This window comes from Streptosporangium sp. NPDC020145 (genome assembly GCF_040631275.1).
Taxonomy (GTDB): domain Bacteria; phylum Actinomycetota; class Actinomycetes; order Streptosporangiales; family Streptosporangiaceae; genus Streptosporangium.
The window spans coordinates 526,254-547,673 of the sequence record NZ_JBEXZT010000003.1 but is presented as its reverse complement, the minus strand read 5'-3'; the positions used below and the strand labels follow the sequence as shown (position 1 = coordinate 547,673).

At 70.1% G+C, this 21,420-nt stretch carries 16 protein-coding genes; 14 read left to right on the top strand and 2 right to left on the bottom strand.

All coding sequences use genetic code 11. The annotated features are described in order from the left end of the window. Window positions 1-45: 45 nt before the first annotated feature. The 13 genes from ABZ463_RS08050 (at window position 46) to ilvC (ending at window position 18,439) form a co-directional block, all read left to right on the top strand. Window positions 46-2,127, top strand: a complete 2,082-nt coding sequence (locus tag ABZ463_RS08050; RefSeq protein WP_352010216.1) for an EAL domain-containing protein — start codon at window positions 46-48, stop codon at window positions 2,125-2,127. 177 nt (window positions 2,128-2,304) lie between these two features. Continuing rightward, window positions 2,305-2,604 (top strand): Asp-tRNA(Asn)/Glu-tRNA(Gln) amidotransferase subunit GatC, encoded by a 300-nt coding sequence (gatC, locus tag ABZ463_RS08045; protein ID WP_352010217.1) that lies wholly within the window; start codon window positions 2,305-2,307, stop codon window positions 2,602-2,604. Further along, window positions 2,601-4,091 (top strand): Asp-tRNA(Asn)/Glu-tRNA(Gln) amidotransferase subunit GatA, encoded by a 1,491-nt coding sequence (gatA, locus tag ABZ463_RS08040; RefSeq protein ID WP_352010218.1) that lies wholly within the window; start codon window positions 2,601-2,603, stop codon window positions 4,089-4,091. The genes gatC and gatA overlap by 4 nt, the downstream gene beginning before the upstream one ends. 42 nt (window positions 4,092-4,133) lie before the next feature. Continuing rightward, window positions 4,134-5,222 carry an AAA family ATPase gene (locus ABZ463_RS08035; protein ID WP_362774204.1) on the top strand — a complete coding sequence of 363 codons (1,089 nt, stop codon included), beginning with the start codon at window positions 4,134-4,136 and terminating at the stop codon, window positions 5,220-5,222. Continuing rightward, complete coding sequence (locus tag ABZ463_RS08030) at window positions 5,219-5,785, top strand: hypothetical protein (protein WP_352010220.1); 567 nt, start codon at window positions 5,219-5,221, stop codon at window positions 5,783-5,785. The genes ABZ463_RS08035 and ABZ463_RS08030 overlap by 4 nt, the downstream gene beginning before the upstream one ends. A 171-nt stretch (window positions 5,786-5,956) precedes the next feature. Continuing rightward, a complete protein-coding gene (gene gatB / locus ABZ463_RS08025; RefSeq protein ID WP_362774200.1) occupies window positions 5,957-7,462 on the top strand; it encodes an Asp-tRNA(Asn)/Glu-tRNA(Gln) amidotransferase subunit GatB in 1,506 nt (501 codons plus the stop codon). A 198-nt stretch (window positions 7,463-7,660) separates the two neighbouring features. Next, a complete protein-coding gene (locus tag ABZ463_RS08020) occupies window positions 7,661-8,029 on the top strand; it encodes an SH3 domain-containing protein (protein ID WP_352010222.1) in 369 nt (122 codons plus the stop codon). 241 nt (window positions 8,030-8,270) lie between these two features. Beyond that, window positions 8,271-10,376 (top strand): VanW family protein, encoded by a 2,106-nt coding sequence (locus tag ABZ463_RS08015; protein ID WP_362774192.1) that lies wholly within the window; start codon window positions 8,271-8,273, stop codon window positions 10,374-10,376. Between the two features lie 455 nt (window positions 10,377-10,831). Then, window positions 10,832-11,740, top strand: coding sequence for a 2-hydroxyacid dehydrogenase (locus tag ABZ463_RS08010; protein ID WP_362774189.1), 909 nt, complete (start codon window positions 10,832-10,834; stop codon window positions 11,738-11,740). A gap of 360 nt (window positions 11,741-12,100) precedes the next feature. Continuing rightward, entirely contained in the window at window positions 12,101-14,761 is a 2,661-nt protein-coding gene (locus ABZ463_RS08005; RefSeq protein WP_352010225.1) for a GGDEF domain-containing protein, read from the top strand. Between the two features lie 295 nt (window positions 14,762-15,056). Continuing rightward, window positions 15,057-16,820, top strand: a complete 1,764-nt coding sequence (locus ABZ463_RS08000) for an acetolactate synthase large subunit (RefSeq protein WP_352010226.1) — start codon at window positions 15,057-15,059, stop codon at window positions 16,818-16,820. Between the two features lie 64 nt (window positions 16,821-16,884). Further along, a complete protein-coding gene (ilvN, locus tag ABZ463_RS07995; RefSeq protein ID WP_184720112.1) occupies window positions 16,885-17,409 on the top strand; it encodes an acetolactate synthase small subunit in 525 nt (174 codons plus the stop codon). Window positions 17,410-17,458: 49 nt separating this feature from the next. Next, window positions 17,459-18,439 (top strand): ketol-acid reductoisomerase, encoded by a 981-nt coding sequence (gene ilvC / locus ABZ463_RS07990; RefSeq protein ID WP_352010725.1) that lies wholly within the window; start codon window positions 17,459-17,461, stop codon window positions 18,437-18,439. A 90-nt stretch (window positions 18,440-18,529) separates the two neighbouring features. On the opposite strand, the gene ABZ463_RS07985 is transcribed toward ilvC, so the two are convergent. Then, window positions 18,530-19,309, bottom strand: coding sequence for a CAP domain-containing protein (locus ABZ463_RS07985; RefSeq protein WP_362774184.1), 780 nt, complete (start codon window positions 19,307-19,309; stop codon window positions 18,530-18,532). A gap of 173 nt (window positions 19,310-19,482) precedes the next feature. On the opposite strand from ABZ463_RS07985, the gene ABZ463_RS07980 reads away from it, so the two are divergent. Beyond that, entirely contained in the window at window positions 19,483-20,868 is a 1,386-nt protein-coding gene (locus tag ABZ463_RS07980) for an MFS transporter (protein WP_362774181.1), read from the top strand. Here ABZ463_RS07980 and ABZ463_RS07975 read toward each other — a convergent pair. After that, entirely contained in the window at window positions 20,849-21,394 is a 546-nt protein-coding gene (locus ABZ463_RS07975; protein WP_352010229.1) for a DUF1707 and FHA domain-containing protein, read from the bottom strand. The two genes, ABZ463_RS07980 and ABZ463_RS07975, sit on opposite strands and share 20 nt — an antisense overlap. Window positions 21,395-21,420 lie beyond the last annotated feature (26 nt).

Below are 21,420 nucleotides of genomic sequence, written 5' to 3'. Positions count from 1 at the left end.
GAGGCCGTACTCTCCCATAGTGAACTAATGGGGGTTTTGTTACTCATGGCCGACCCAAATGACACACGCGACACAGGTCCGCGTGCGGGCTCACCGCTGTGGGCCTATCTCACCACCGTCATCACGCTCGGGTTCACGGCTCTCCTGCTGGCCCAGTGGCTGACCGGCCCCGCGCAACTGGCGGGGCTCGCGCGCAGCCCGATGTTCTGGATGCTGGCCGTCCTGGTCGTCCTGGGCGAGCTGCGGCCGGTGATGCTGTCGTCGTCGATGACGGTCGGGGGCACCTACCCGTCGACGATGTTCACCTTCGCGGCCCTGCTCCACTACGGGCTGCCGGTGGCGGTGCTGACGCAGGCGGTCGCCATCGTCGTCAACAGCGCCGTCACCCGTAAGGCGTGGCACCGGGTCATGTTCAACATCGCCCAGACGACACTGGCCCTCACGGCCGCGGGGGCCGTGCTCGCCGTGCTCTGCCGCCACTCGGCCCCGGCGATCTCCTGGGTGCCCGACGGGCGTGACCTGCTCGCGATCGCCCTGGCCGGGCTCGCCTACTTCTCGGTCAGGGCGCTGCTGGTCTCCGGCGCGGTCGCGCTGCACGAACGGCGCTCCCTGCACCGGGTGATCAAGACAACGATCGGCCACCAGAGCCTGGTCTACGCGGGCCTGCTCGGCCTGTCCCCGCTGGTCGTGGTCGTGATGAACGACTCCCCGGCGCTGGTGCCGCTCTTCCTCGCGCCGATGGCCGCCGTCTACTTCACCGCGACCCTTTCCGTACGGCGCGACCACCAGGCCACCCACGACGGGCTGACCGGCCTGCCCAACCGCAAGATGCTCGTCGGCCGCAGCGAGGAGGCCATCGCCGAGGCGAGGGCCGGGGAGAAGGTCGGGCTCTTCCTGCTGGACCTCGACCGGTTCAAGGAGGTCAACGACACCCTCGGCCACCCCGTCGGCGACCGGCTGCTGCAGATCGTGGCGCACCGGCTCACCCACAGCGTACGGCCGGGCGACGTGGTGACCAGGCTCGGCGGCGACGAGTTCGCGGTGCTGCTGCCCTCGATCAGGGACGCGGCGGCGGCCAGGGAGGTGGCCGCGCGGCTGCGGGTCGCCCTCACCGAACCGGTCAGGCTGGAGGGCATGACCTTCGACCTGGACGCCTCGGTCGGCATCGCCCTCTACCCCGACCACGCCCCCGACTTCGAGATGCTGATGCAGCGTTCCGACGTGGCGATGTACCTCGCGAAGGAGGCGCGCACCGGCGTCGAGGTCTACGTCGCGGAGAAGGACCGCAACAGCCCCGAGCGGCTCAACCTCATGGGCGACCTGCGCAGGGCCATCGACCGCCGTGAGCTGCGTCTTCACTACCAGCCCAAGCTGGAGCTGGCCAGCGGCCAGGTGCGCGGGGTCGAGGCGCTGCTGCGGTGGCGCCACCCCGAGCGCGGGATGATCTCGCCGGGGGAGTTCGTGCCGATGGCGGAGCAGTCCTACCTCATCCGGCACCTCACCCAGTACGTCATCGACGAGGCGCTCGAACAGGCCGCGCACTGGTGGCGGATCGGGCTCAACGAGCAGATCTCCGTCAACGTCTCCGCCCGTGACCTGCTCGACTCGACCCTTCCCGACCTGCTGGGGGCCGGGCTCGCGCAGTACCACCTGCCGCCGGAGGCGATCCAGCTGGAGGTGACCGAGCGCGTCCTGATGACCGACCAGGCCTACACCGCCGACGCCGTCCGCGCCCTGAACGCGCTCGGGGTGCAGCTCGCGCTGGACGACTTCGGCACCGGCTACTCCTCACTGGTGCGCCTGCAGCGCCTGCCGGTCTCCGAGGTCAAGATCGACGCCTCGTTCGTCAGGAGGCTCGGCGAGTCCGTGGACGACGAGCGGATCGTCCGCTCCATCATCGACCTGGTCCGCTCGTTGGGGCTGCGCTCGGTCGCCGAGGGCGTCGAGTCGGACGAGGTGGCCGCCCGCCTGGCCGAAATGGGCTGCGAACTGGCCCAGGGACGGCTCTTCACCGAGCCCATGTCCGCCGCCGACGCGACCGTCTGGCTGAGCGAGCACCGGGACAGGGCCGTGCCCGACCTCGGATTCCTGCGCGGAAGCGAGGTTCTCGACCCCCAGACGGCCTGATCCCCGGCGAAGGCCGGCACGCGCGCTCCCGGGCGGTTCGGGGACGGCCGCCCGGTGACGCGGGGGCCCGTGGAGACGCCGGAAGGGAGGGCGCGGGTTATTGGGTCAGGTACGTCAGGTCACGAGCCCTAGGATGACAGTGTCCAATTGCCATTCACGAAACGGGTTCAACGACTCATGTCCGCCATAACCCGCGACGAGGTCGCTCACCTCGCCAGGCTGTCCCGGCTGGCGCTGGCCGACGAGGAACTCGACCACTTCGCCGCGCAGCTCGATGTGATCATCGGTGCGGTCGCCCGCGTCGCCGAGGTGGCGGCCGACGACATCCCGCCGTCCTCGCACGCGCTTCCGCTCACCAACGTCTACCGCCCAGACGAGGTACGGCCCGGCCTGACGCCGCAGGAGGCGCTGGCCGCCGCCCCGGCCGTCGAGGACGACCGCTTCCGTGTTCCGCGCATCCTCGGGGAGGAAGCATGAGCCTCGTCCACACCTCAGCCGCCGAACTCGGCGCGCTGGTCGCCGGCGGCGAGGTCTCGGCCGTCGAGGTCGCCCAGGCCCACCTCGACCGGATCGCCGAGGTGGAGCCGAAGGTCAACGCCTTCCTGCACGTCGACGCGGAGACGACACTCGCGCAGGCCCGCGCCGTCGACGCCCGCCGGGCCGCCGGGGAGCGGCTCGGCCCGCTCGCGGGTGTGCCGATCGCGCACAAGGACGTCTTCACGACCACGGACATGCCGACCACGGCCGGTTCCAAGATCCTTGAGGGGTACCGCCCGCCGTACGACGCGACCGTGACCAGGCGGCTGCGTGAGGCGGGCCTGGTGATCCTCGGCAAGACCAACCTCGACGAGTTCGCGATGGGCTCCTCCACGGAGAACTCGGCCTACGGGCCGACCCGTAACCCGTGGGACCTGTCGCGCATCCCGGGTGGTTCCTCGGGTGGTTCCTCGGCCGCGGTCGCCGCCTACGAGGCCCCGCTGTCCACCGGCACCGACACCGGTGGCTCGATCCGCCAGCCCGCGGCCGTCACCGGCATCGTCGGCATGAAGCCGACCTACGGTGGCTCGTCCCGTTACGGGCTGATCGCCTTCGCCAGCTCCCTGGACACTCCCGGCCCCTTCGCCCGTAACGTGCTGGACGCCGCGCTGCTGCACGAGGCCTTCTCCGGGCACGACCCGATGGACTCCACCTCCGTGGACGCTCCGGTGCCCTCCGTCGTCGAGGCGGCGCGCAACGGCGACGTCGCGGGGCTGCGCATCGGCGTGGTCAGGGAGTTCGGCGGCGACGGCTACCAGCCCGGGGTGCTCGCCCGCTTCCACGAGAGCGTCGAGCTGCTCGAATCACTCGGCGCCAAGGTCGTCGAGGTCTCCTGCCCGTCGTTCACCACGGCGCTGCCGGCCTACTACCTGATCGCGCCGTCCGAGGCCTCCTCCAACCTGGCCCGCTTCGACGCCATGCGGTACGGCCTGCGCGTCGGTGACGACGGCACGCGCAGCGCCGAGGAGGTCATGGCGCTGACCAGGGCCGCCGGGTTCGGTCCCGAGGTCAAGCGGCGCATCATCCTGGGCACCTACGCCCTGTCCAGCGGCTACTACGACGCCTACTACGGCCAGGCGCAGAAGGTCCGCACGCTGATCGCCCGCGACTTCGAGGCGGCCTTCAACCAGGTGGACGTGCTGGTCTCTCCGACCACGCCGACCACGGCGTTCCCGATCGGCGAGCGCGCGGACGACCCCATGGCGATGTACCTCGCCGACCTGTGCACCATCCCGACCAACCTGGCGGGCAACGCGGCCATCTCGGTGCCGTGCGGCCTGGCGGACGAGGACGGGCTGCCCGTCGGCCTGCAGATCATGGCCCCGGTGCTCGGCGACGACCGCTGCTACCGGGTCGGCGCCGCGGTGGAGAGGGCGCTGGAGGGCCGTTGGGGCGGCAGCCTGCTGTCCAAGGCCCCGGTGCTCTAGGGCACGGGTAAGGCGAGAAAGGAAAACAGGGGGAAAGGCGGCATGATCACTCGGATCGAGATAGACGGGTTCAAGTCATTCTTGAACTTCGTCCTCGACGTGCCGCCCTTCCTGGTGCTGGTCGGCCCGAACTCCAGTGGCAAGTCGAACCTGTTCGACGCCCTGGACTTCGTGGCCGCCGAGGTCACCGGCCAGGGCGGTCTGCTGGGCGCCTCCAGGGGCCTGCCCGCCGAGCAGTTCCACCGGGTCGCGCGGGGGACGCCCGTGCCGGGGTTCGTCGTCTCCGTCGAGACCCTGGTCACCCCCGAGCCAGGAGCCCTGCTGCCGGTCAGGTTCGACGCGGGCGCGGAGATGGTCCTGAAGATCCCGAGGTCGAGCGGGGTCGTCGTCAGCCACGTGGCCAGCGACCTGCCGGAGGAACTCCTGGAGCTCATGGTCGAGGACCCCGAGCCCGAGGAGACGCCCCGCCGTACGGTCACCACGTGGCGGCGTTACGTGCCGGAACCGCGGGTCATGCGCGGGCGCTGGTCCGCCGAGGACCGCGGGCCGCTGGCCGCGGACGGCCGCAACCTCGCGGCGGTGCTCGGGCGGATGGCCGGTACGGCGGCGCTCGCCGACCTGACGGCCGACCTCGCGGGAATCGTGCCCGACGTGGTCGCGCTGGTGCCCAGGACCGAGCGGGAGGAGTGCTCCTTCGAACTGGTCGTCGACGGCCAGGGAAGCGTCCCGACGCCCCTGCTGTCCGACGGGACCCTGCGCGTCCTGGGCCTGCTGGCCGCCCTGCACGACCCCGACCACCCGGGCACCCTGCTGGTCGAGGAGATCGAGAACGGCGTGCACCCGACGCGGCTCGGCGAGCTGCTGCGGCGGGTCAGGCAGCGGATCACCCGGCCGGGGGGCGTGGAGCCGCACCGGCAGGTGATCCTCACCACCCAATCGCCGGTGGTGGTCGCCGAGACCTACCGGGCCGACCCGGACGCGCTGACCTTCCTGGACACCGCGGTCCGCGTCGATCCCGACAGGGACCGGGTCTCCCGGGTGACCGTGGCCAAGTCCGTCCAGCCGGACGGCGAGCCGGGCACGTTCGTCTCGCCACGGCAGGTCGGCAAATACCTCGGGACGGCGGCATGAGCCGTCCGCTGGTACCCGGCCTGATCGCCAGGGGAGAGGTCGAGGAGGGCTTCCTCGGCATCGTGATCTCCCGCCAGCTGCGCGAGCTGACCTGGATGTCCCCGCACACGGTGGACGTCGGGGCCACGGAGGTCGTCTCCTCCGGCAGGGAGGGCGTGGTCACGGCGCTTGAGGAGCTCGCCGCCGACTGCCACCTGCTGTTCACCCACGAGAGTGAGCGTGAGCGCGGCAAGGGCGACGGCGTCCGCTACCACTCGCACTACCTGGTGCCCGTCATCGGCCTGGGGGAGACGGAGCGGTGGCTGCTGGCCGACCGGGCGATGTGGGCCCGGCTTGAGGGCAGCGACCTCGGCCTGCTCCCCGCCCGTCCCCGTGACGCGGACAGGATCACCGACCCGGAGGCCGTGCTGGCCGCGACCGTTCCTCAGCGGGGCAAGCCGATCGGCGACTACCTCCAGTACGCGGGGCGCAACATGGACCTCGCCGTGCTGGCCCAGGTCCCCGGATACGCCGACTGGGTCGCCGAGACGAGGAACGCACTGAAAGGACTTGGTTACCTGTGAGCGGGAGGAGTCCCGGCACAGCGGGCGGAGCGGCGCGCAGGACGCGGGCGCTCCGCGGAGTGAACGAGGAGGGTGATCGACCGATGAGCGCGCGAGAGCCCGACGCAGCGGGCGGAGCGGCGCGCGAGGTGCGAGTCTCCCGCCCAGTCAACGAGGATTGGTGAACAACCGATGAGCACGGAAACGCTGATGCCGTACGACGAGGCGCTTGAGCGCTTCGAACCGGTGCTGGGCCTGGAGACGCACGTCGAGCTGGGCACGGCCTCGAAGATGTTCTGCGGTTGCCCGACCACGTTCGGCGCCCCGCCCAACACCCAGGTCTGCCCGGTCTGCCTGGCGCTGCCCGGGGCGCTGCCGACGGCCAACGCCGCCGCGATCGAGTCGACGATCCGCATCGGCCTTGCGCTCAACTGCTCCATCGCCGAGTGGTGCCGCTTCGCCCGGAAGAACTACTTCTATCCGGACATGCCGAAGAACTACCAGATCAGCCAGTACGACGAGCCGCTCTGCTTCGACGGCTACCTCGACGTCGAGGTGGACGGCAAGACCGTGCGGATCGAGATCGAGCGGGTCCACCTGGAGGAGGACACCGGCAAGTCCACCCACGTGGGCGGCGCCACCGGGCGCATCCACGGCGCCGACTACTCGATCGTCGACTACAACCGCGCGGGCATCCCGCTGGTCGAGATCGTCACCAAGCCGATCCCGGGCACCGACCGGCTCGCCCCCGAGGTCGCCCGCGCCTACGCCACCGAACTGCGCGAGGTCATGCGCGCGCTCGGCGTCTCCGACGTGCGCATGGAGGAGGGCTCCATGCGGTGCGACGTGAACGTCTCCCTCATGCCGCGTGGCGCGACCGAGTGGGGCACCCGTACCGAGACCAAGAACGTCAACTCGCTGCGCAGCGTCGAGCGTTCGGTCCGCGGTGAGATCTCCCGTCAGGCCGCGATCCTGGCCGACGGCGGCGTGATCATCCAGGAGACCCGGCACTTCCACGAGGACACCGGCACCACCACCTCGGGGCGTTCGAAGGAGGAGGCGCAGGACTACCGCTACTTCCCCGAGCCCGACCTGGTGCCGATCGCGCCGGACCCCGCGTGGGTCGCCGAGCTGAAGGCCGCGCTGCCCGAGCTGCCGCGCGTACGGCGCCTGCGGCTCCAGCGGGAGTGGGGCGTGTCCGACCTGGACATGGAGTCCATGCACAACATCGACGCCATCGACCTGGTCGAGGCGACCGTCGCCGCCGGGGCCCCGCCCGCCGACGCCCGCAAGTGGTGGATGGGCGAGCTGGCCCGCAGGGCCAACGAGGCGGGCGTCCCGCTCGGTGAGCTGGAGATCACCCCCGACCAGATCGCCAGGGTGTGCGCGATGGTCGCCGGGGGAGCGCTGAACGACAAGCTGGCCCGCCAGGTGCTCGAAGGCGTGCTGAACGGCGAGGGTTCCCCCGACGAGGTGGTCGCCGCGCGCGGCCTGCAGATCGTCAACGACGAGGGTGAGCTTTCGGCGATCATCGACCAGGTACTGGCGGACAACGCCGCCGCCGCGGAGAAGGTCCGCTCCGGCAAGATCGCCGCGGTCGGCGCCCTGGTCGGCGGCGTCATGAAGGCCAGCAGGGGCAAGGCGGACGCGGCCCGCGCCCGTGAACTCCTGCTGGAGAAGCTCGGCGTCTCCGAGTAGTCCCTGCCGGAGGCAGTCAGGTTTCGGCCGGCTTCGGCCGACGAAAGGCCCCACCGATTTGGTGGGGCCTTTTTGTTATCTGGAAATCACTTTCTCCCACTAAATGTGCATTGACTGGGGTTGTTAACTTCTTGCACAGTAATCACATTAATCTCCCCCTTCTCTCTGGTGCCGCACAGCCCGAGATCGGAGAATTCCATGAAGAGACAACTGGCGCTCCTCGCCGTGCTCTCGGCCGCCGTCTGCGGGACGTCGGCCGTCGTCACCCCGGCGCAGGCCGCCGTTTCCGCCGTCACGAGCGCCCGGGCGATCGACGCCATGGTGATCGCCAACGGCGTCCGGCTGAGATCGACCCCCGGCGGAAGCTGGGTGGTCGGCTACCTCTACTACGGGGATTACGGACAGATCCTCAGCGTCAGTTCGGGCACCTGGTGCCAGTTCAGACTCGGCGGAAGGTCGGCCTCGGGACTACCCGCGGGAACCGTCGGATGGGCCTCCTGCTCATACTTCGCCACCGAGGACGGAGTGCGTTTCTCGCAGACGGCCGTCGACGCGCTCGGCGCCTGACAGAGGCCGGGCCCGCCGTACGGACTCATCTCCAGGCCCCGTACGGCGGGCGCGGCTCGGGGTGCGGAAAACCACTCCGACGGTGCCGGAAAAGGCGGGAAAGGGCCCTTGCGAAGCACGAACCATGCCGCAAACCCGCCATGCCGAGGTGATTTGTTACCGCTCACCAAGGGTGCCCGCGGACGGTTGTGGTTTAGGGTTGCCGGAAGCAGAGGTCACGAAGCAGGAGGAGCCTGAGGAAGTGCGGAACGGAGCGTCGACAGATCCGCCGACCGACCCGTTCGCGGCGGTGCCCCTGCCCTCGCATCCCGTTCCCCCGGGCGCCCGTGACCCCGCCCAGCCGCCGGGAAACAGGCCCAAGGGGCGTTCGAAGCTGCCCCCCGGCGTCTCCCCCGACATCTTCGGCCCCACCGGTTCGCCCGGTCTGCTCGGTCCTACCGGTTCTCCCGGCCCGCGCGGCGCCGGCGGACAGCAGGGCCCCATGAACCCCGGCGCACCGGGATCCCCCGGTTCGCCCGGCCTGCCACCGCCCGCCCCCAAACCGGAGCCCTGGCGGATGGCGACCCCCCAGGACAAGGCCGCCCCGTCGCGTCAGGAGTCCGCACCCGGTGACGCGGGACCTCCCCGGGGAGGGTCACCCCGCACCGAGGGGACACCCGCACGCCGTGGCGGACGCGGGCTGCTGCTGACCCTGCTGCTCCTGCTGGTGCTCGGCTGCCTCGCCTACGGCATCCCCGCGATCGTCATGGCGGGCAAGATGCTGCCCGGCACCAACGTCAGGGGCGTCGACATCGGCGGGCTGACCGCCACCGAGGCCGCCGAACGGCTCAGGGACAAACTCGCCGCCCCCGCCACCAGCGCGATGACCCTGCGGGCCGCGGGCAAGGAGTACACCCTCGACCCCGAGGAGGCCGGGCTGGAGTTCGACGTCGTCGCGACGATCGACCAGGCGCCGAGCGACTTCCCCTCGCCGGGAGAGGTCTGGCGGGCCCTCACCGGGACCAACGACCTGAACCCCAAGATCTCCGTCGACCCCGAACTCATGAAGAACGCCGTCAAGGGACTGGCGAGAAGGATCGACCTCAAGGTCAGGGACGGCGAGGTCACCTTCAAGGGCACCCGGCCCGTGGCCGTGGCCCCCAGGGACGGCCGCAAGCTGGAACAGGAGGCGGCGGCGGACGCCATCGCCAAGGCCTTCCTCGGCTCGCCCGGAGCCGTCGACCTGCCCGTCTCGGTGATCAAGCCGAAGGCCACCCCCGAGGCGGTCGAACAGGCCAAGACCGCGGCGACCAAGGCGCTCTCCGGCCCGGTGACCCTGGTCCGCGGGGACAAACAGGTGCGAATGACGGTCGAGACCCTCGCCGCCCACCTGTCCTACGAGCCTGGGCCGGAAGGTGAGATGCGTCCCGTCTTCGACGCCAAGGGCGCCGTCGCCGACCTGGAGAACGGTCTCGTCGACCCCGGACTGGCCCCCAGGGAGCCCACCTTCGAGATCGTCGGCGACAAGCCGAAGCTGGTCCCCGGGCACAAGGGGCAGGGCGTCGACACCGGAAAGCTCGCCGACGACATGGCCGCCATGCTCGCCAAGGGCGGCGAACGGAGCGTCCAGGTCACGCTCACGACCGTCGAACCGAGACTCTCCGAGGCTCAGGCGCGTGCCCTCGGCATCAAGGAGAAGATCAGCGAGTTCACCACCCCGTACGTCTGCTGTCCGCCCAGGGTGACCAACATCAGGACCCTGGCCAAGATCATGGACGGCTACATCGTCAAACCCGGCGAGACCTTCTCCCTCAACGGCGTCATCGGCGAACGCGACACGGCCCGGGGGTTCGTCCCGGCGCCGATGATCCAGGGGGGCAGGCTGATCGACTCGGTCGGCGGGGGCATCTCCCAGTTCGTCACGACCATGTACAACGCGGTGTTCTTCGGCGGCCTCGAAGACGTCCAGCACGTGCCACACGAGTTCTACATCTCGCGCTACCCGGCGGGCCGTGAGTCCACGGTCTCCTGGCCGGAGCCCGACTTCCGCTGGCGGAACGACTCCAAGTACGGCGTGCTGGTGAAGACCTCCTACACCGCGAGCGGTGTCACGGTCGCCTTCTGGAGCACCAAGCGCTACGACATCGAGTCGATCTCCTCGGAACGTTACAATCTCACGCCGTTCAAGAGCGTGACCGAGAGCGGCCCGGGCTGCATCCCCATGGAAGGCCAGCAGGGCTTCACGATCGACGTCTGGCGGATCTTCAAACAAGACGGCGAAGAGATCAAACGCGTCAAGCAGACCACCGTCTACCGCCCCGAACTAAACCTGAAGTGCGTGGCGGGCGGAACACCCCAGACGGAGTGATTTGCGGCGCCGCGGGCTGTGCCTCTTTGCGGCGCCGAAGGCGCCGCGGGTCCGGGCGCCTCGAGCCGACGCTTTCCCTCGTCACTCCGTCGCTTCGCTCCTGCGTTCCTCAGTCCAAGCGTCGGCGCGCCCGAACCGAAACTCTTCACGCACGACACCGGTAAGACAAAAGATCAAACCCTTCACATCCGGCATCGGGAGAGATCGACGGTATCCAGTTCGGGCGCAGGTGTTTCCCCCGATGCCTTGGCCACACGACTGATTCCGCTGGGACTGTTTTTGACGTGGCCTTACCGGTGCCGTGTGTGAGGGGTTTCGGCTTGGGCGCGTCGGTGCTTGGACTGAGGAGCGAAGGAGCGAAGCGGATGAGCGACGAGGGAAAGCACCGACTCGAAAGCGCCCAAGCCCGCGGCGCCGAAGGCGCCGCAAAGAGGCACAGCGCAATAATCGGGGCCATGAGAATCTGGGTCCCCTCGCAGGCCGCGGCTGATGTTCTTCGTGATCTCCCCGATGTGGAGTGCGTCGTCTACGACGGGACCGGGCCGACGCCCGAGGGGATCGGGGAGGTGGAGGTCTGGGTTCCGCCGTTGATCCCGCCCTCACTGGTTCCCGAACTGCTCGGTCGGATGCACGGGCTGCGGTTGCTGCAGACGGTCACCGCCGGGGTCGACGCCTACCGGCCCCACCTGCCCGAGGGCGTGGTGCTGTGCAACGCGCGGGGGGTGCACGACGCGGGTACCGCGGAGTGGGTGGTCGGGGCCATGATCGCGGTGCTGCGGGAGTTCCCGGGGTTCGCCGCGGCCCAGGGGCGGGGGGAGTGGACCTACCACCACACCGGGGTGCTGGCCGACTCGACCGTGCTGGTCGTCGGGTACGGCTCGATCGGCCAGGCGCTCGAACGGCGGCTCGAAGGCTTCGAGGTGGACGTCGTGCGGGTCGCGCGGACGGCGCGGGAGGGCGTTCACGGGCAGGACGAGCTGCCCGAGCTGCTGCCGAAGGCGGATGTGGTCGTGCTGCTGGTACCCGCGACCCCCGCGACCACGGGGCTGGTCGACGCGGCCTTCCTGGCGTCGATGCGGGACGGCGCCCTGCTGGTGAACGCGGCCAGGGGCGGGGTCGTCGACACCGACGCGCTCGTGGCCGAGCTCGAACGGGGCAGGCTGGTCGCCGCACTCGACGTGACCGACCCGGAGCCGCTTCCCGCCGGTCACCCGCTGTGGTCGGCACCCGGGGTCTTCGTCACCCCGCACGTCGCGGGAAGCACCCCCGCCTCGGGGCGGCGTCTGCTGAGGTTGCTGCGCTCGCAGCTGCTGAGACACCTCGCCGGAGAGCAGCTTAAAAACGTGATCACCGGTTCGTACTGACCGGGAAAGGATTCCCGACCGTGGCTGCCTCGTGACCTGGGGTGCGTACGGTGAATTACTGCGAGTCCGATCGCTCGCGCGGTTATCGGATCGGTGACGACTCCGGCGTTGTCACCATCCGCGTCAGCCGGAGAGCACACACTGATCGTGTGCCGTCGTGGGACGCGGAGGACGAAGGACGACGCGTTCTCGACGGCAACGCGGGCACGGCAAACGGAGACCGCCGCGCACGCGAGACGAACCGAAACCGATGGGCAGACGACATTGATCCGCTGGCGTGACCCCCGGGTAGCGCTGACCGCCGCGGCCTTGACCGGCGTGGCGGGGCTGGTTGCCGCCTTTCTCAGTGGTGCTGCCGTTGTGATCGTCGGCGCGGTCGCGGGCGTTACGGCCGCGGCGTTCGCCGCGTTCTCGCTGTTCGCCGCCGCGCGCCGTCCGTCCGACCGGGCCAGTGCGCTGGCCTGGCGCTGGCTCGCCGCGGGCAGCGCCACCTGGCTGGTCGGCATCGCCGTACGGCCGCTGGCCGACGGGACGCCCTTCGTGGTGACGTTCGCCGATCTGGTCCTGCTCGCGGGCACCGCGATGCTCGCCGTCGGCACCGGTCTGTGCGCGGTCAGACAGGCGCGTGGTCAGGCGCTGTTACGGGACCTGGCCGACGCCTATGTCTGCGCGGCCTCGCTCTTCGTCATCGGCTGGGTGTCGTTGTTCGGCCCCGCCTACCGCGACGCGGGTGACGCGGGGACTTTCGCGGTGACCCTCGCCTCACCGTTGCTCTGCCTGGTCCTGGCCTGCGCGGTCGGCCCGGCCGTCGTGCCCGCCAGGCGTTCGGCCTGGCCGGTCGGGCTCGCGGCGCTGGCCGTACTCGCGGCGGTCACCGCCTCCGAGACCGTCACCGCGCTGGCCAGACTGACCGGTGACGAGCCGCCGCTGGGCCAGGTGTGGCTGGCGCCCGCGGCCTTCCTGCTGCTCGCCGCGGTCGCGTGGAGTGACCGTACGGCCCGCCCTGACATCTCCGGCGAGGACCGGGACGAGGCGGCGGGCGACGCCATGGCGGAGGCCGTGGCGGAGCCGGGGGAGCAGCAGGAGACCGAGTCCTCTGCGGCGGAGGGCGAGACGGAGGAACTGGTCGGTCAGACGGCCTCCTCGTTGCTGTCCGCCGCGCCGCTGGTCCTGGTCGTGGCCGCCGCCGTGGTCGTGCTCCTGCGGGTGCTCGGCGGTGGCGTCCAGGGGCCGGTGCCGGTCCTGGCGCTGGTCTCGGTCTCGGTCGTCGTCGTCCTGGTGCTGCGGCTGTTCGTCGTGCTGATGGAGACCGGCCGGATGCGGCGCCTGGTCGATCTCGGGGAACGGCAGCTGCACGACCTGGCGGAGAGCACCGGGGACGTGGTCCTGGTGTGCGACTACGAAGGCGTGGTGCGTGAGATCGGCGAGGGCGTCGAGACCACGTACGGCTACCGCCCCGAGGACATCGTGGGCAGGAGGATCTTCGACTACATCCACCCGGAGGACGTGCCCGCCATCCAGGTGGCGATGCGCGCGATGAGCCTGGACGAGGAGCCCGCCGAGAACGCGGGGACCTGCATGGTCGCCTGCCGGGTCAGGGCGTCGGACGGCACCTGGCGGCCGACGGAGTCGGTCGCGACCCGCCGGGTCCGCGGTGAGGAACTGCTGCTGGTGACCACCAGGGACGTCAGCGACCAGGAGGCCCTGCGCAACCAGGTCGCCCATCTGACCTTCCACGACGGTGTCACCGGGCTGCCGAACCGGGCCTACTTCGAGGAGCGGACCCGGGAGGTGCTGGCCCGTCCCGGTGCGGGCGCCGCGGCCGTGGTCTTCCTCGATCTGGACGGTTTCACCGCGGTCAACGACTCGGTCGGCCACGCCAGCGGCGACTACCTGCTCGGCCAGGCGGCCCGCAGGCTGCGCGCGGCCGTACGGGCCGACGACACGCTGGCGCGGTGGGGCGGGGACGAGTTCGCGGTGCTGCTCGAAGGGGCGACGGACGCCCAGACGGCGGTCGACCTGGCCGAGCGCCTGGTCCGCACGGTCTCCTCGGAGCCGTTCCGGGTGGCGGACCGCGACGTCGCGCTGACCGCGAGCGTGGGGGTCGCCTTCGCCGACGAGGACGTCTCCTCGGCCGATCTGATCCGTAACGCGGACGTGGCGATGGCCCGCGCGAAGGAGCTGGGCGGGCGCCGGGTCGAGGTGTTCGCCGCGCACATGCACACCGATGTGGTCAGGCGCCTCGAACTGGCCGCCGACCTGCAGCGGGCGCTGCTGGAGAACCAGTTCGCCATCGAGTACCAGCCGGTCGTCGACCTGGCCACCTCACGGGTCACCGCGGTCGAGGCTCTGGTGCGCTGGTGGCGGGGGAGCGCCTTCGTGCCGCCCGAGCTCTTCCTCGGCCCGGCGGAGGACACCGGCCTGATCGTGCCGTTGAGTGAGTGGATCCTGCGTGAGGCCTGCCGGGAGGTCGCCTCCTGGCACGCCTCCTCGTGGAAGATCGGCCTGTCGCTGAACCTGTCGGCCCGCCAGATCATGGCGCCGCGCTTCGTGGAGAGCGTCGAGTCGGCCCTGTCGGAGAGCGGCCTGCCGCCCAGCGCGCTGACCCTGGAGGTCATCGAGGAGATGCTGGTCGAGGACGCCGAGGAGACCGTCAACCGGCTCTCCGAGCTGCGTGAGCTGGGCGTACGGCTGGCCATCGACGACTTCGGCACCGGTTACGCCTCGCTCGCCCTGCTGCGGCAGCTCCCGGTCGACATGATCAAGATCGACCCGTCGTTCGTCTCGGGTCTCGGACGCGACGAGACGCTGACCCTGCTGACCCGCACGATCGTACGGCTCGGCCACGATCTCGGCCTGATCGTGGTCGCCGAGGGCATCGAGCGTCAGGAACAGCTCGAACTGCTGCGTGAGATGGGGTGCACCAGGGGGCAGGGCTTCCTGGTCGCGCGGCCGATGGCGGCGCGCGGGGTCGACTCGCTCATGCACACGGACATGCCGAGCATGCCGAGTGGCGTCTGACGGACCGGCCAGCTTTGAAGGCCGTTTTACCTGGTCAGCGACCGGGGGTGGGAAAGGCGCCGTCCAGGTTCCCGTATTTTTCCGTCTCGTATCGTGAGATCGCCGTCCCATGAATTTGACGTGGGCCCGGTACGTCGGCCATGGTGGACCCATGCATCACCGTGGGATTCTCGTAGTACTTCGCCGGCGCGCGGGCCGATAGCGAAGCACCTCGTCCTGCGCGCCGCCCCAGATCCGCCATCCCCGGCGGGATGGGGCATTTTTTATGCCGTTGTAGAGATCGACCCCATCAAACATGCTCAGCCACACAAGGAACGAGCCGATGACCGAACAGATGACAGGAGCCCAGGCCCTCGTGAGGGCACTGGAGAACGTCGGAGTCGACACTGTGTTCGGGATTCCGGGCGGCGCGATTCTTCCCGCCTACGATCCCCTATACGACTCTGTCAAGGTCCGGCACGTGCTCGTACGGCACGAGCAGGGCGCCGGACACGCCGCCCAGGGCTACGCCCAGGCCACGGGCAAGGTCGGGGTCTGCATGGCGACCAGCGGCCCGGGAGCGACCAACCTGGTCACGCCGATCGCCGACGCCTACATGGACTCGGTCCCGATCGTCGCCATCACCGGCCAGGTGACCAGCGCGGCCATCGGCACCGACGCCTTCCAGGAAGCCGACATCTCCGGCATCACCATGCCGATCACCAAGCACAACTTCCTGGTGACCGACCCGGCCGACATCGCCAGGACGATCGTCGAGGCCTTCCACATCGCGGGGACGGGCCGTCCCGGGCCGGTGCTCGTGGACATCTCCAAGGACGCGCTGACCAACAAGACCGTCTTCCAGTGGCCCCCGGTGATGCAGCTCCCCGGCTACCGCCCGGTGACCAGGCCGCACTCCAAGCAGATCCGCGAGGCGGCCAAGCTGATCGCCGAGTCCAAGCGCCCTGTCCTGTACGTGGGCGGCGGCGTGCACAAGGCAGGGGCGGCCGGGGAACTGCTGGAGTTCGCGGAGCTGACCGGCATCCCCGTGGTCACCACGCTGATGGCGCGCGGCACCTTCCCCGACAGTCACCGCCAGCACCTGGGCATGCCCGGCATGCACGGCTCGGTGCCCGCCGTCGGCGCGCTGCAGCGGGCCGACCTGCTCATCGGGCTCGGCGTCCGCTTCGACGACCGCGTCACCGGCAACCTGGACAGCTTCGCGCCGTACGCCAAGATCGTCCACGCCGACATCGACCCGGCGGAGATCTCCAAGAACCGGCACGCCGACGTCCCGATCGTCGGTGACTGCAAGGAGGTCATCACCGAGCTGATCAACGCGGTGCGCAACGAGAGCCGCAAGGGCGACTACAGCGAGTGGTGGAGCCAGCTCGACGCCTACCGGGAGACCTACCCGCTGGGCTACACCGAGTTCGAGGACGGCTCCATCGCCCCGCAGTACGTCATGCAGCGGCTGAGCGCGGTCGTCGGCCCCGACGCGATCTACACCGCGGGCGTCGGCCAGCACCAGATGTGGGCCTCCCAGTTCATCGGCTACGAGAACCCCGGCTCCTTCATCAACTCCGGCGGCGCGGGCACGATGGGCTTCGCGGTCCCCGCCGCGATGGGGGCGAAGATGGGCAGGCCGGACACCACGGTGTGGGCCATCGACGGCGACGGCTGCTTCCAGATGACCAACCAGGAACTGGCCACCTGCGCCATCGAGGGCGTGCCGATCAAGGTCGCGATCATCAACAACGGCAACCTCGGCATGGTCAGGCAGTGGCAGACGCTCTTCTACAACCAGCGCTACTCCAACACCAACCTGCAGACGGTCCGCCGCATCCCCGACTTCGTGAAGCTCGCCGAGGCCTACGGCTGCGTCGGCCTGCGCTGTGAGCGCCCGGAGGACGTGGACGAGGTCATCAAGAAGGCCATGGAGATCAACGACGTGCCCGTCGTGATCGACTTCGTCGTCCACGAGGACGCCATGGTCTGGCCGATGGTCGCGGCCGGGACCAGCAACGACGACATCAAGTTCGCCCGTGACATGGCGCCCGTCTGGGACAGCGAGGACTAGCGGTGGGCGAGCGGACCGACAGGCACAGCGGTGTTCCGGCGGACGGCCGGGCGAAGGGAATGGCATGAGCAGGCACACGCTCTCCGTGCTGGTCGAGAACAAGCCGGGCGTGCTCGCGCGCGTCGCGGCGTTGTTCAGCCGTCGCGGTTTCAACATAGACTCGCTGGCGGTCGGGCCGACCGAGCACGAGGACATCTCCCGGATGACCATCGTGGTCAACGTCGAAGACCTCCCGCTTGAGCAGGTCACCAAGCAGCTCAACAAGCTGATCAACGTGCTCAAGATCGTGGAGCTCGACCCGGCTCAGGCCGTGCACCGTGAACTCACCCTGATCAAGGTGCGGGCCGACGCCGAGAACCGTTCGAGCGTGCTTGAGTTGGTCAACCTCTTCCGGGCGCGCTGCGTGGACGTGGCTCCGGACGCCGTGACGATCGAGGTCACCGGCACTCCGGACAAGCTGCAGGCCTTCATCAAGCTGCTGGAGCCGTACGGCATCAAGGAGCTTGTCCAGTCGGGCATGGTGGCCATCGGCCGCGGTGCCCGTTCCATCACCGACCGTTCTCTCCGGGCCCTGGACCGGAGCGCGTAGACCGTACGAGCCGTACGGGAAAACCCGAAAGGTTAAGAGAGTGACTGAGATCTTCTACGACGACCAGGCCGACCTGTCGATCATCCAGGGCCGGCACGTGGCCGTCCTGGGCTACGGCAGCCAGGGCCACGCCCACGCGCTCTCCCTGCGCGACTCCGGCGTGGACGTCCGGGTCGGCCTGCCCGAGGGCTCCAAGAGCCGCGAGAAGGCCGAGGCCGACGGCCTGCGCGTCGTGTCGCCCTCGGAGGCCGTCGAAGAGGCCGACCTGACCATGATCCTCGCGCCGGACCACATCCAGCGCCACCTCTACGCCGAGCACGTGGCCCCGAACCTCGTCGAGGGCGACGCGCTGTTCTTCGGCCACGGCCTGAACATCCGCTACGGCCTCATCGAGGCGCCGGAGGGCGTCGACGTGGCCATGGTCGCCCCCAAGGGCCCGGGTCACCTCGTCCGCCGCCAGTACACCGCCGGGCGCGGTGTGCCCTGCCTCGTCGCCGTCGAGAAGGACGCCAGCGGCAACGCCTGGGACCTGGCCCTGTCCTACGCCAAGGGCATCGGCGGCACCCGCGCGGGCGCGCTGAAGACGACCTTCACCGAGGAGACCGAGACCGACCTGTTCGGTGAGCAGGCCGTCCTGTGCGGTGGCGTCTCCGAGCTGATCAAGGCCGGGTTCGAGACCCTGATCGAGGCCGGCTACCAGCCCGAGGTCGCCTACTTCGAGTGCCTGCACGAGATGAAGCTGATCGTCGACCTCATGTACGAGGGCGGCATCCACAAGATGTACTGGTCGGTCTCCGACACCGCCGAGTACGGCGGCTACTCCCGTGGCCCGCGCGTGGTCACCAAGGAGACCAAGGAGGAGATGCGCCGCATCCTCGCCGAGATCCAGTCGGGCGAGTTCGCCAAGGAGCTCGTCGAGGAGTTCGACAGCGGCCAGAAGAAGTTCACCGCCTACCGCGAGGAGCTGGCCGAGCACCCGATCGAGAAGACCGGCGCCAAGCTGCGTCCGATGATGAGCTGGCTCAAGTAGCGGGGCCCGTCAGAGCGGTCGCCGTACGGCCCGCGTCCCCGCGACGGTTCACGTCACGGGGGCGCGGGCCGTACGCGTCTCCCGCGGGGGTCAGTGCCTGGCGAAGTCCTGTGTCCAGTAGACACGGCCGCGCGGGCTGGTGGCCACGCCGATCCCGATGTGGGTGTAGGAGCAGGTCATGATGTTGCGCCGGTGACCCGGGCTGTTCATCCAGGCCTTGACCACCTCGGCCGGGGTCCGCTGGCCCCAGGCCATGTTCTCCGCCCACGCCGACAGCGGGCTGAACCCGGACGCCTTGATCCGGTCGGTCATGGTCCTGCCGTCCTTGGACGTGTGGTTGAAGTAGTTGTTGGCCGCCATGTCGGCGGAATGCCCCTGGGCGGCCGAACGCAGCCGGGAGTCGTCCCTGAGGGCCGGGCAGCCTCCGGCCCGTCGTTCGGCGTTGGTCAGCCGGAGCACCTCCTGGACGGCCTTGGGGACACCGCACGACAGGGCGGCGTTCTTCGAACGGCCGGTGTTGCCCTGGTCGTCGGTGACGACGGCGTAGTAGACACCGGAGACGCACGGCGCCGTCACGGTGACTCGTCCGTTGACGCCCCGCAGGGAGGCGCTCCTGACGGTGGGGTCGGTGCCGGTCCTCTCCTGCACGATCCGGATGCGGACCAGGGCGCTGCCGGTGCAGCCGACCCGGATGGCGGAGGCCTGGATCTTCCCCGCGGAGGACACGGCCGGGGCGGCGGCGTAGACACGGCACTCGGCCTGCCGTACCTGCGGCGCCGTCACGGCCTCGGCACTCTGGGCGGTGGCGCTCGGTGCGCCGAGCGCCACCAGGCCCCCGGCACAGGCGAGTATCCCCAGAGGTCTGCGCATGGTGGTTCCTCCAGATCGTTGGGCGCTGGATGGGTTCCGCATTCTGCCGGGGGCGTGCCGTCCGTGTCACCACGTCTCGGCCGACGATCACGGTCTCCGGCCCGCGCGACGATCCGGAAACGTTTCCGCCCTCCGGGAGCGTCACCCGGGAGACCGTGCGCTTGAATGTGGCCATGGTCACGCCGGCACCCGTTCCCGCACCCCTGATCGTTCCCCGTGCGGTGCGCGTCGGCTACGGTGTCGGCTCGGTCTGCACTGGAACGTTCTCCACGGTCCCCGGTCTGCTGCTGCTGTTCTACATGACCAACGTGCTGGCGGTTCCCGCGTGGGCCGCCGGGCTCGTGGTCTTCCTGCCCAAGCTGTGGGACATGGTCCTCGACCCCTGGGTGGGGCGCCGCTCCGACCACACGGTCTCCAGGTTCGGCGCGCGCCGTCCCTGGATGCTGCTGGGCGCGCTCACCCTTCCGGTGACGTTCGCGCTGATGTTCGCCGGGCCGCCGCTCACCGGTCTGCCCGCCGCGCTGTACGTCGCGGTCTGCTATCTGGCCACCGCGACCGCCTACGCCTTCTACGAGGTGCCCTACAAGGCGATGGCCGCGGAGATGACCGACGACTACCACGAGCGTTCCACGCTGCTGCAGTGGAAGATGGTCTTCGTCGGGGGAGCGATCCTGCTGTCGGGCTCCGTCGCTCCGGCGGTCGCGGGCGACGAGGTCTCCGGCTACCGGCTGATGGGCCTGCTCGTCGCGGCCGTGCTGCTGGCCTCCATGCTCGCCTCCTTCTTCGGTACGGCCCGCGTTCCCGCCCCCGAGGCCCCCCGGGCTCCCAGGATCCCCGGGGCGCGCGGAGCGGGACCGTCGATCAGGGCCCAGTTCGCCGAGGCCAGGTCGAGCGGGGCGTTCATGCCGCTGCTCGCGCTGGGCTGCGCGCAGATGTTCGCCGCGGGGGTGCTGCTCGCGGGCGCGCCGTACTTCGCCACCTACATCCTGGGCGATCCGGGGGCCGTCACCACGCTCTTCATGTGCGTCGTCGGGCCGTTGCTGGTCACGATGCCGTTGTGGGTGCGGCTGTCCCGGCGCTACGACAAACGGGGTGCGATGGCCCTGGGGTCGGCGCTGTTCGCGGCGGGCGCGGCGGGAACGGCCCTCTCGGGAAGCCTGGGGCCCGTCTACGCGCATCTGTGCCTGCTCGTCGTCGGTGTCGGCTACGCCGGGCTGCAGCTGCTGCAGGTCTCGATGCTGGCCGACGTCGTGGCCCACGACACGATGGTGACCGGCGGGCGCCGCGCCGGGTCGTTCACCGGACTCTGGGCGGCGTGCGAGACCGTGGTCTTCGCGCTGGGCGCGCTCGTGCTCGGCTGGCTGCTCGGCGCGGCGGGCTTCGTCGAGTCGGGCCCGGCGAACCCGGTCGCGCAGCCGGAGGCTGCGGTCGCGGTCACCCTGTACGGCGGGACCCTGCTGCCCGCCCTCTTCGCCGGGATCAGCCTGCTGCTGGCCAGGCGCTACCCCCTGACCGCGCGGACGCTCGCGGCAGGAGGGGTCACCCCAGCTGGGGAGTGATCACCAGGAAGACGCAGTCGCCGAAGGACACGACGTCTCCGGGGCGGACCTTCGCCGGGCCGACCAGCCGCCAGTCGTTGAGCCGGGTGCCGTTGAGCGAGCCGAGGTCGACGACGATCCAGCCCTCCCCGTCGCGGCGCAGTTCGGCGTGGATCCGGGAGACGGTCAGGTCAGCCAGGACCAGGTCGCAGGCGGAACCCCGGCCGACCACGTAGCGGGTGCGGTTGTCCCCGGGCAGCGCGAGCCTGGGCAGCCTCGGGCGCCGCCAGGCGGACTCCACCCGTTTGGTGAAGTCGGAGGCCGAGGCGACGATCTCGGTGACCATCCGGCGGAAGCGGCCGCGTTGCGGCAGATCGGCGACCAGGTTCTCCAGCTCGCCCTGACTCTGGGCGCGCAGGGCCATGTCCACCCGGCCGAGGAACGTGTCGTGCGAGAGGTGACCCTCGACGGCGCGGTCACGAAGCTCGTTGATCGCACGATCGCGGTCCCCGTCGGAGGCGCGGGCCGGGGGATGCGTCGAGCTCATCCCCCGAGTATCCGCCCCAACGGTGG

Bases quoted from the DNA above. Each gene is read 5' to 3' on its own strand.
- ABZ463_RS08050 (WP_352010216.1), top strand. From the start codon at position 46: ATGGCCGACCCAAATGACACACGCGACACAGGTCCGCGTGCGGGCTCA.
- gatC (WP_352010217.1), top strand. From the start codon at position 2,305: ATGTCCGCCATAACCCGCGACGAGGTCGCTCACCTCGCCAGGCTGTCC.
- gatA (WP_352010218.1), top strand. From the start codon at position 2,601: ATGAGCCTCGTCCACACCTCAGCCGCCGAACTCGGCGCGCTGGTCGCC.
- ABZ463_RS08035 (WP_362774204.1), top strand. From the start codon at position 4,134: ATGATCACTCGGATCGAGATAGACGGGTTCAAGTCATTCTTGAACTTC.
- ABZ463_RS08030 (WP_352010220.1), top strand. From the start codon at position 5,219: ATGAGCCGTCCGCTGGTACCCGGCCTGATCGCCAGGGGAGAGGTCGAG.
- gatB (WP_362774200.1), top strand. From the start codon at position 5,957: ATGAGCACGGAAACGCTGATGCCGTACGACGAGGCGCTTGAGCGCTTC.
- ABZ463_RS08020 (WP_352010222.1), top strand. From the start codon at position 7,661: ATGAAGAGACAACTGGCGCTCCTCGCCGTGCTCTCGGCCGCCGTCTGC.
- ABZ463_RS08010 (WP_362774189.1), top strand. From the start codon at position 10,832: ATGAGAATCTGGGTCCCCTCGCAGGCCGCGGCTGATGTTCTTCGTGAT.
- ABZ463_RS08000 (WP_352010226.1), top strand. From the start codon at position 15,057: ATGCTCAGCCACACAAGGAACGAGCCGATGACCGAACAGATGACAGGA.
- ilvN (WP_184720112.1), top strand. From the start codon at position 16,885: ATGAGCAGGCACACGCTCTCCGTGCTGGTCGAGAACAAGCCGGGCGTG.
- ABZ463_RS07985 (WP_362774184.1), bottom strand. From the start codon at position 19,309: ATGCGCAGACCTCTGGGGATACTCGCCTGTGCCGGGGGCCTGGTGGCG.
- ABZ463_RS07980 (WP_362774181.1), top strand. From the start codon at position 19,483: ATGGTCACGCCGGCACCCGTTCCCGCACCCCTGATCGTTCCCCGTGCG.
- ABZ463_RS07975 (WP_352010229.1), bottom strand. From the start codon at position 21,394: ATGAGCTCGACGCATCCCCCGGCCCGCGCCTCCGACGGGGACCGCGAT.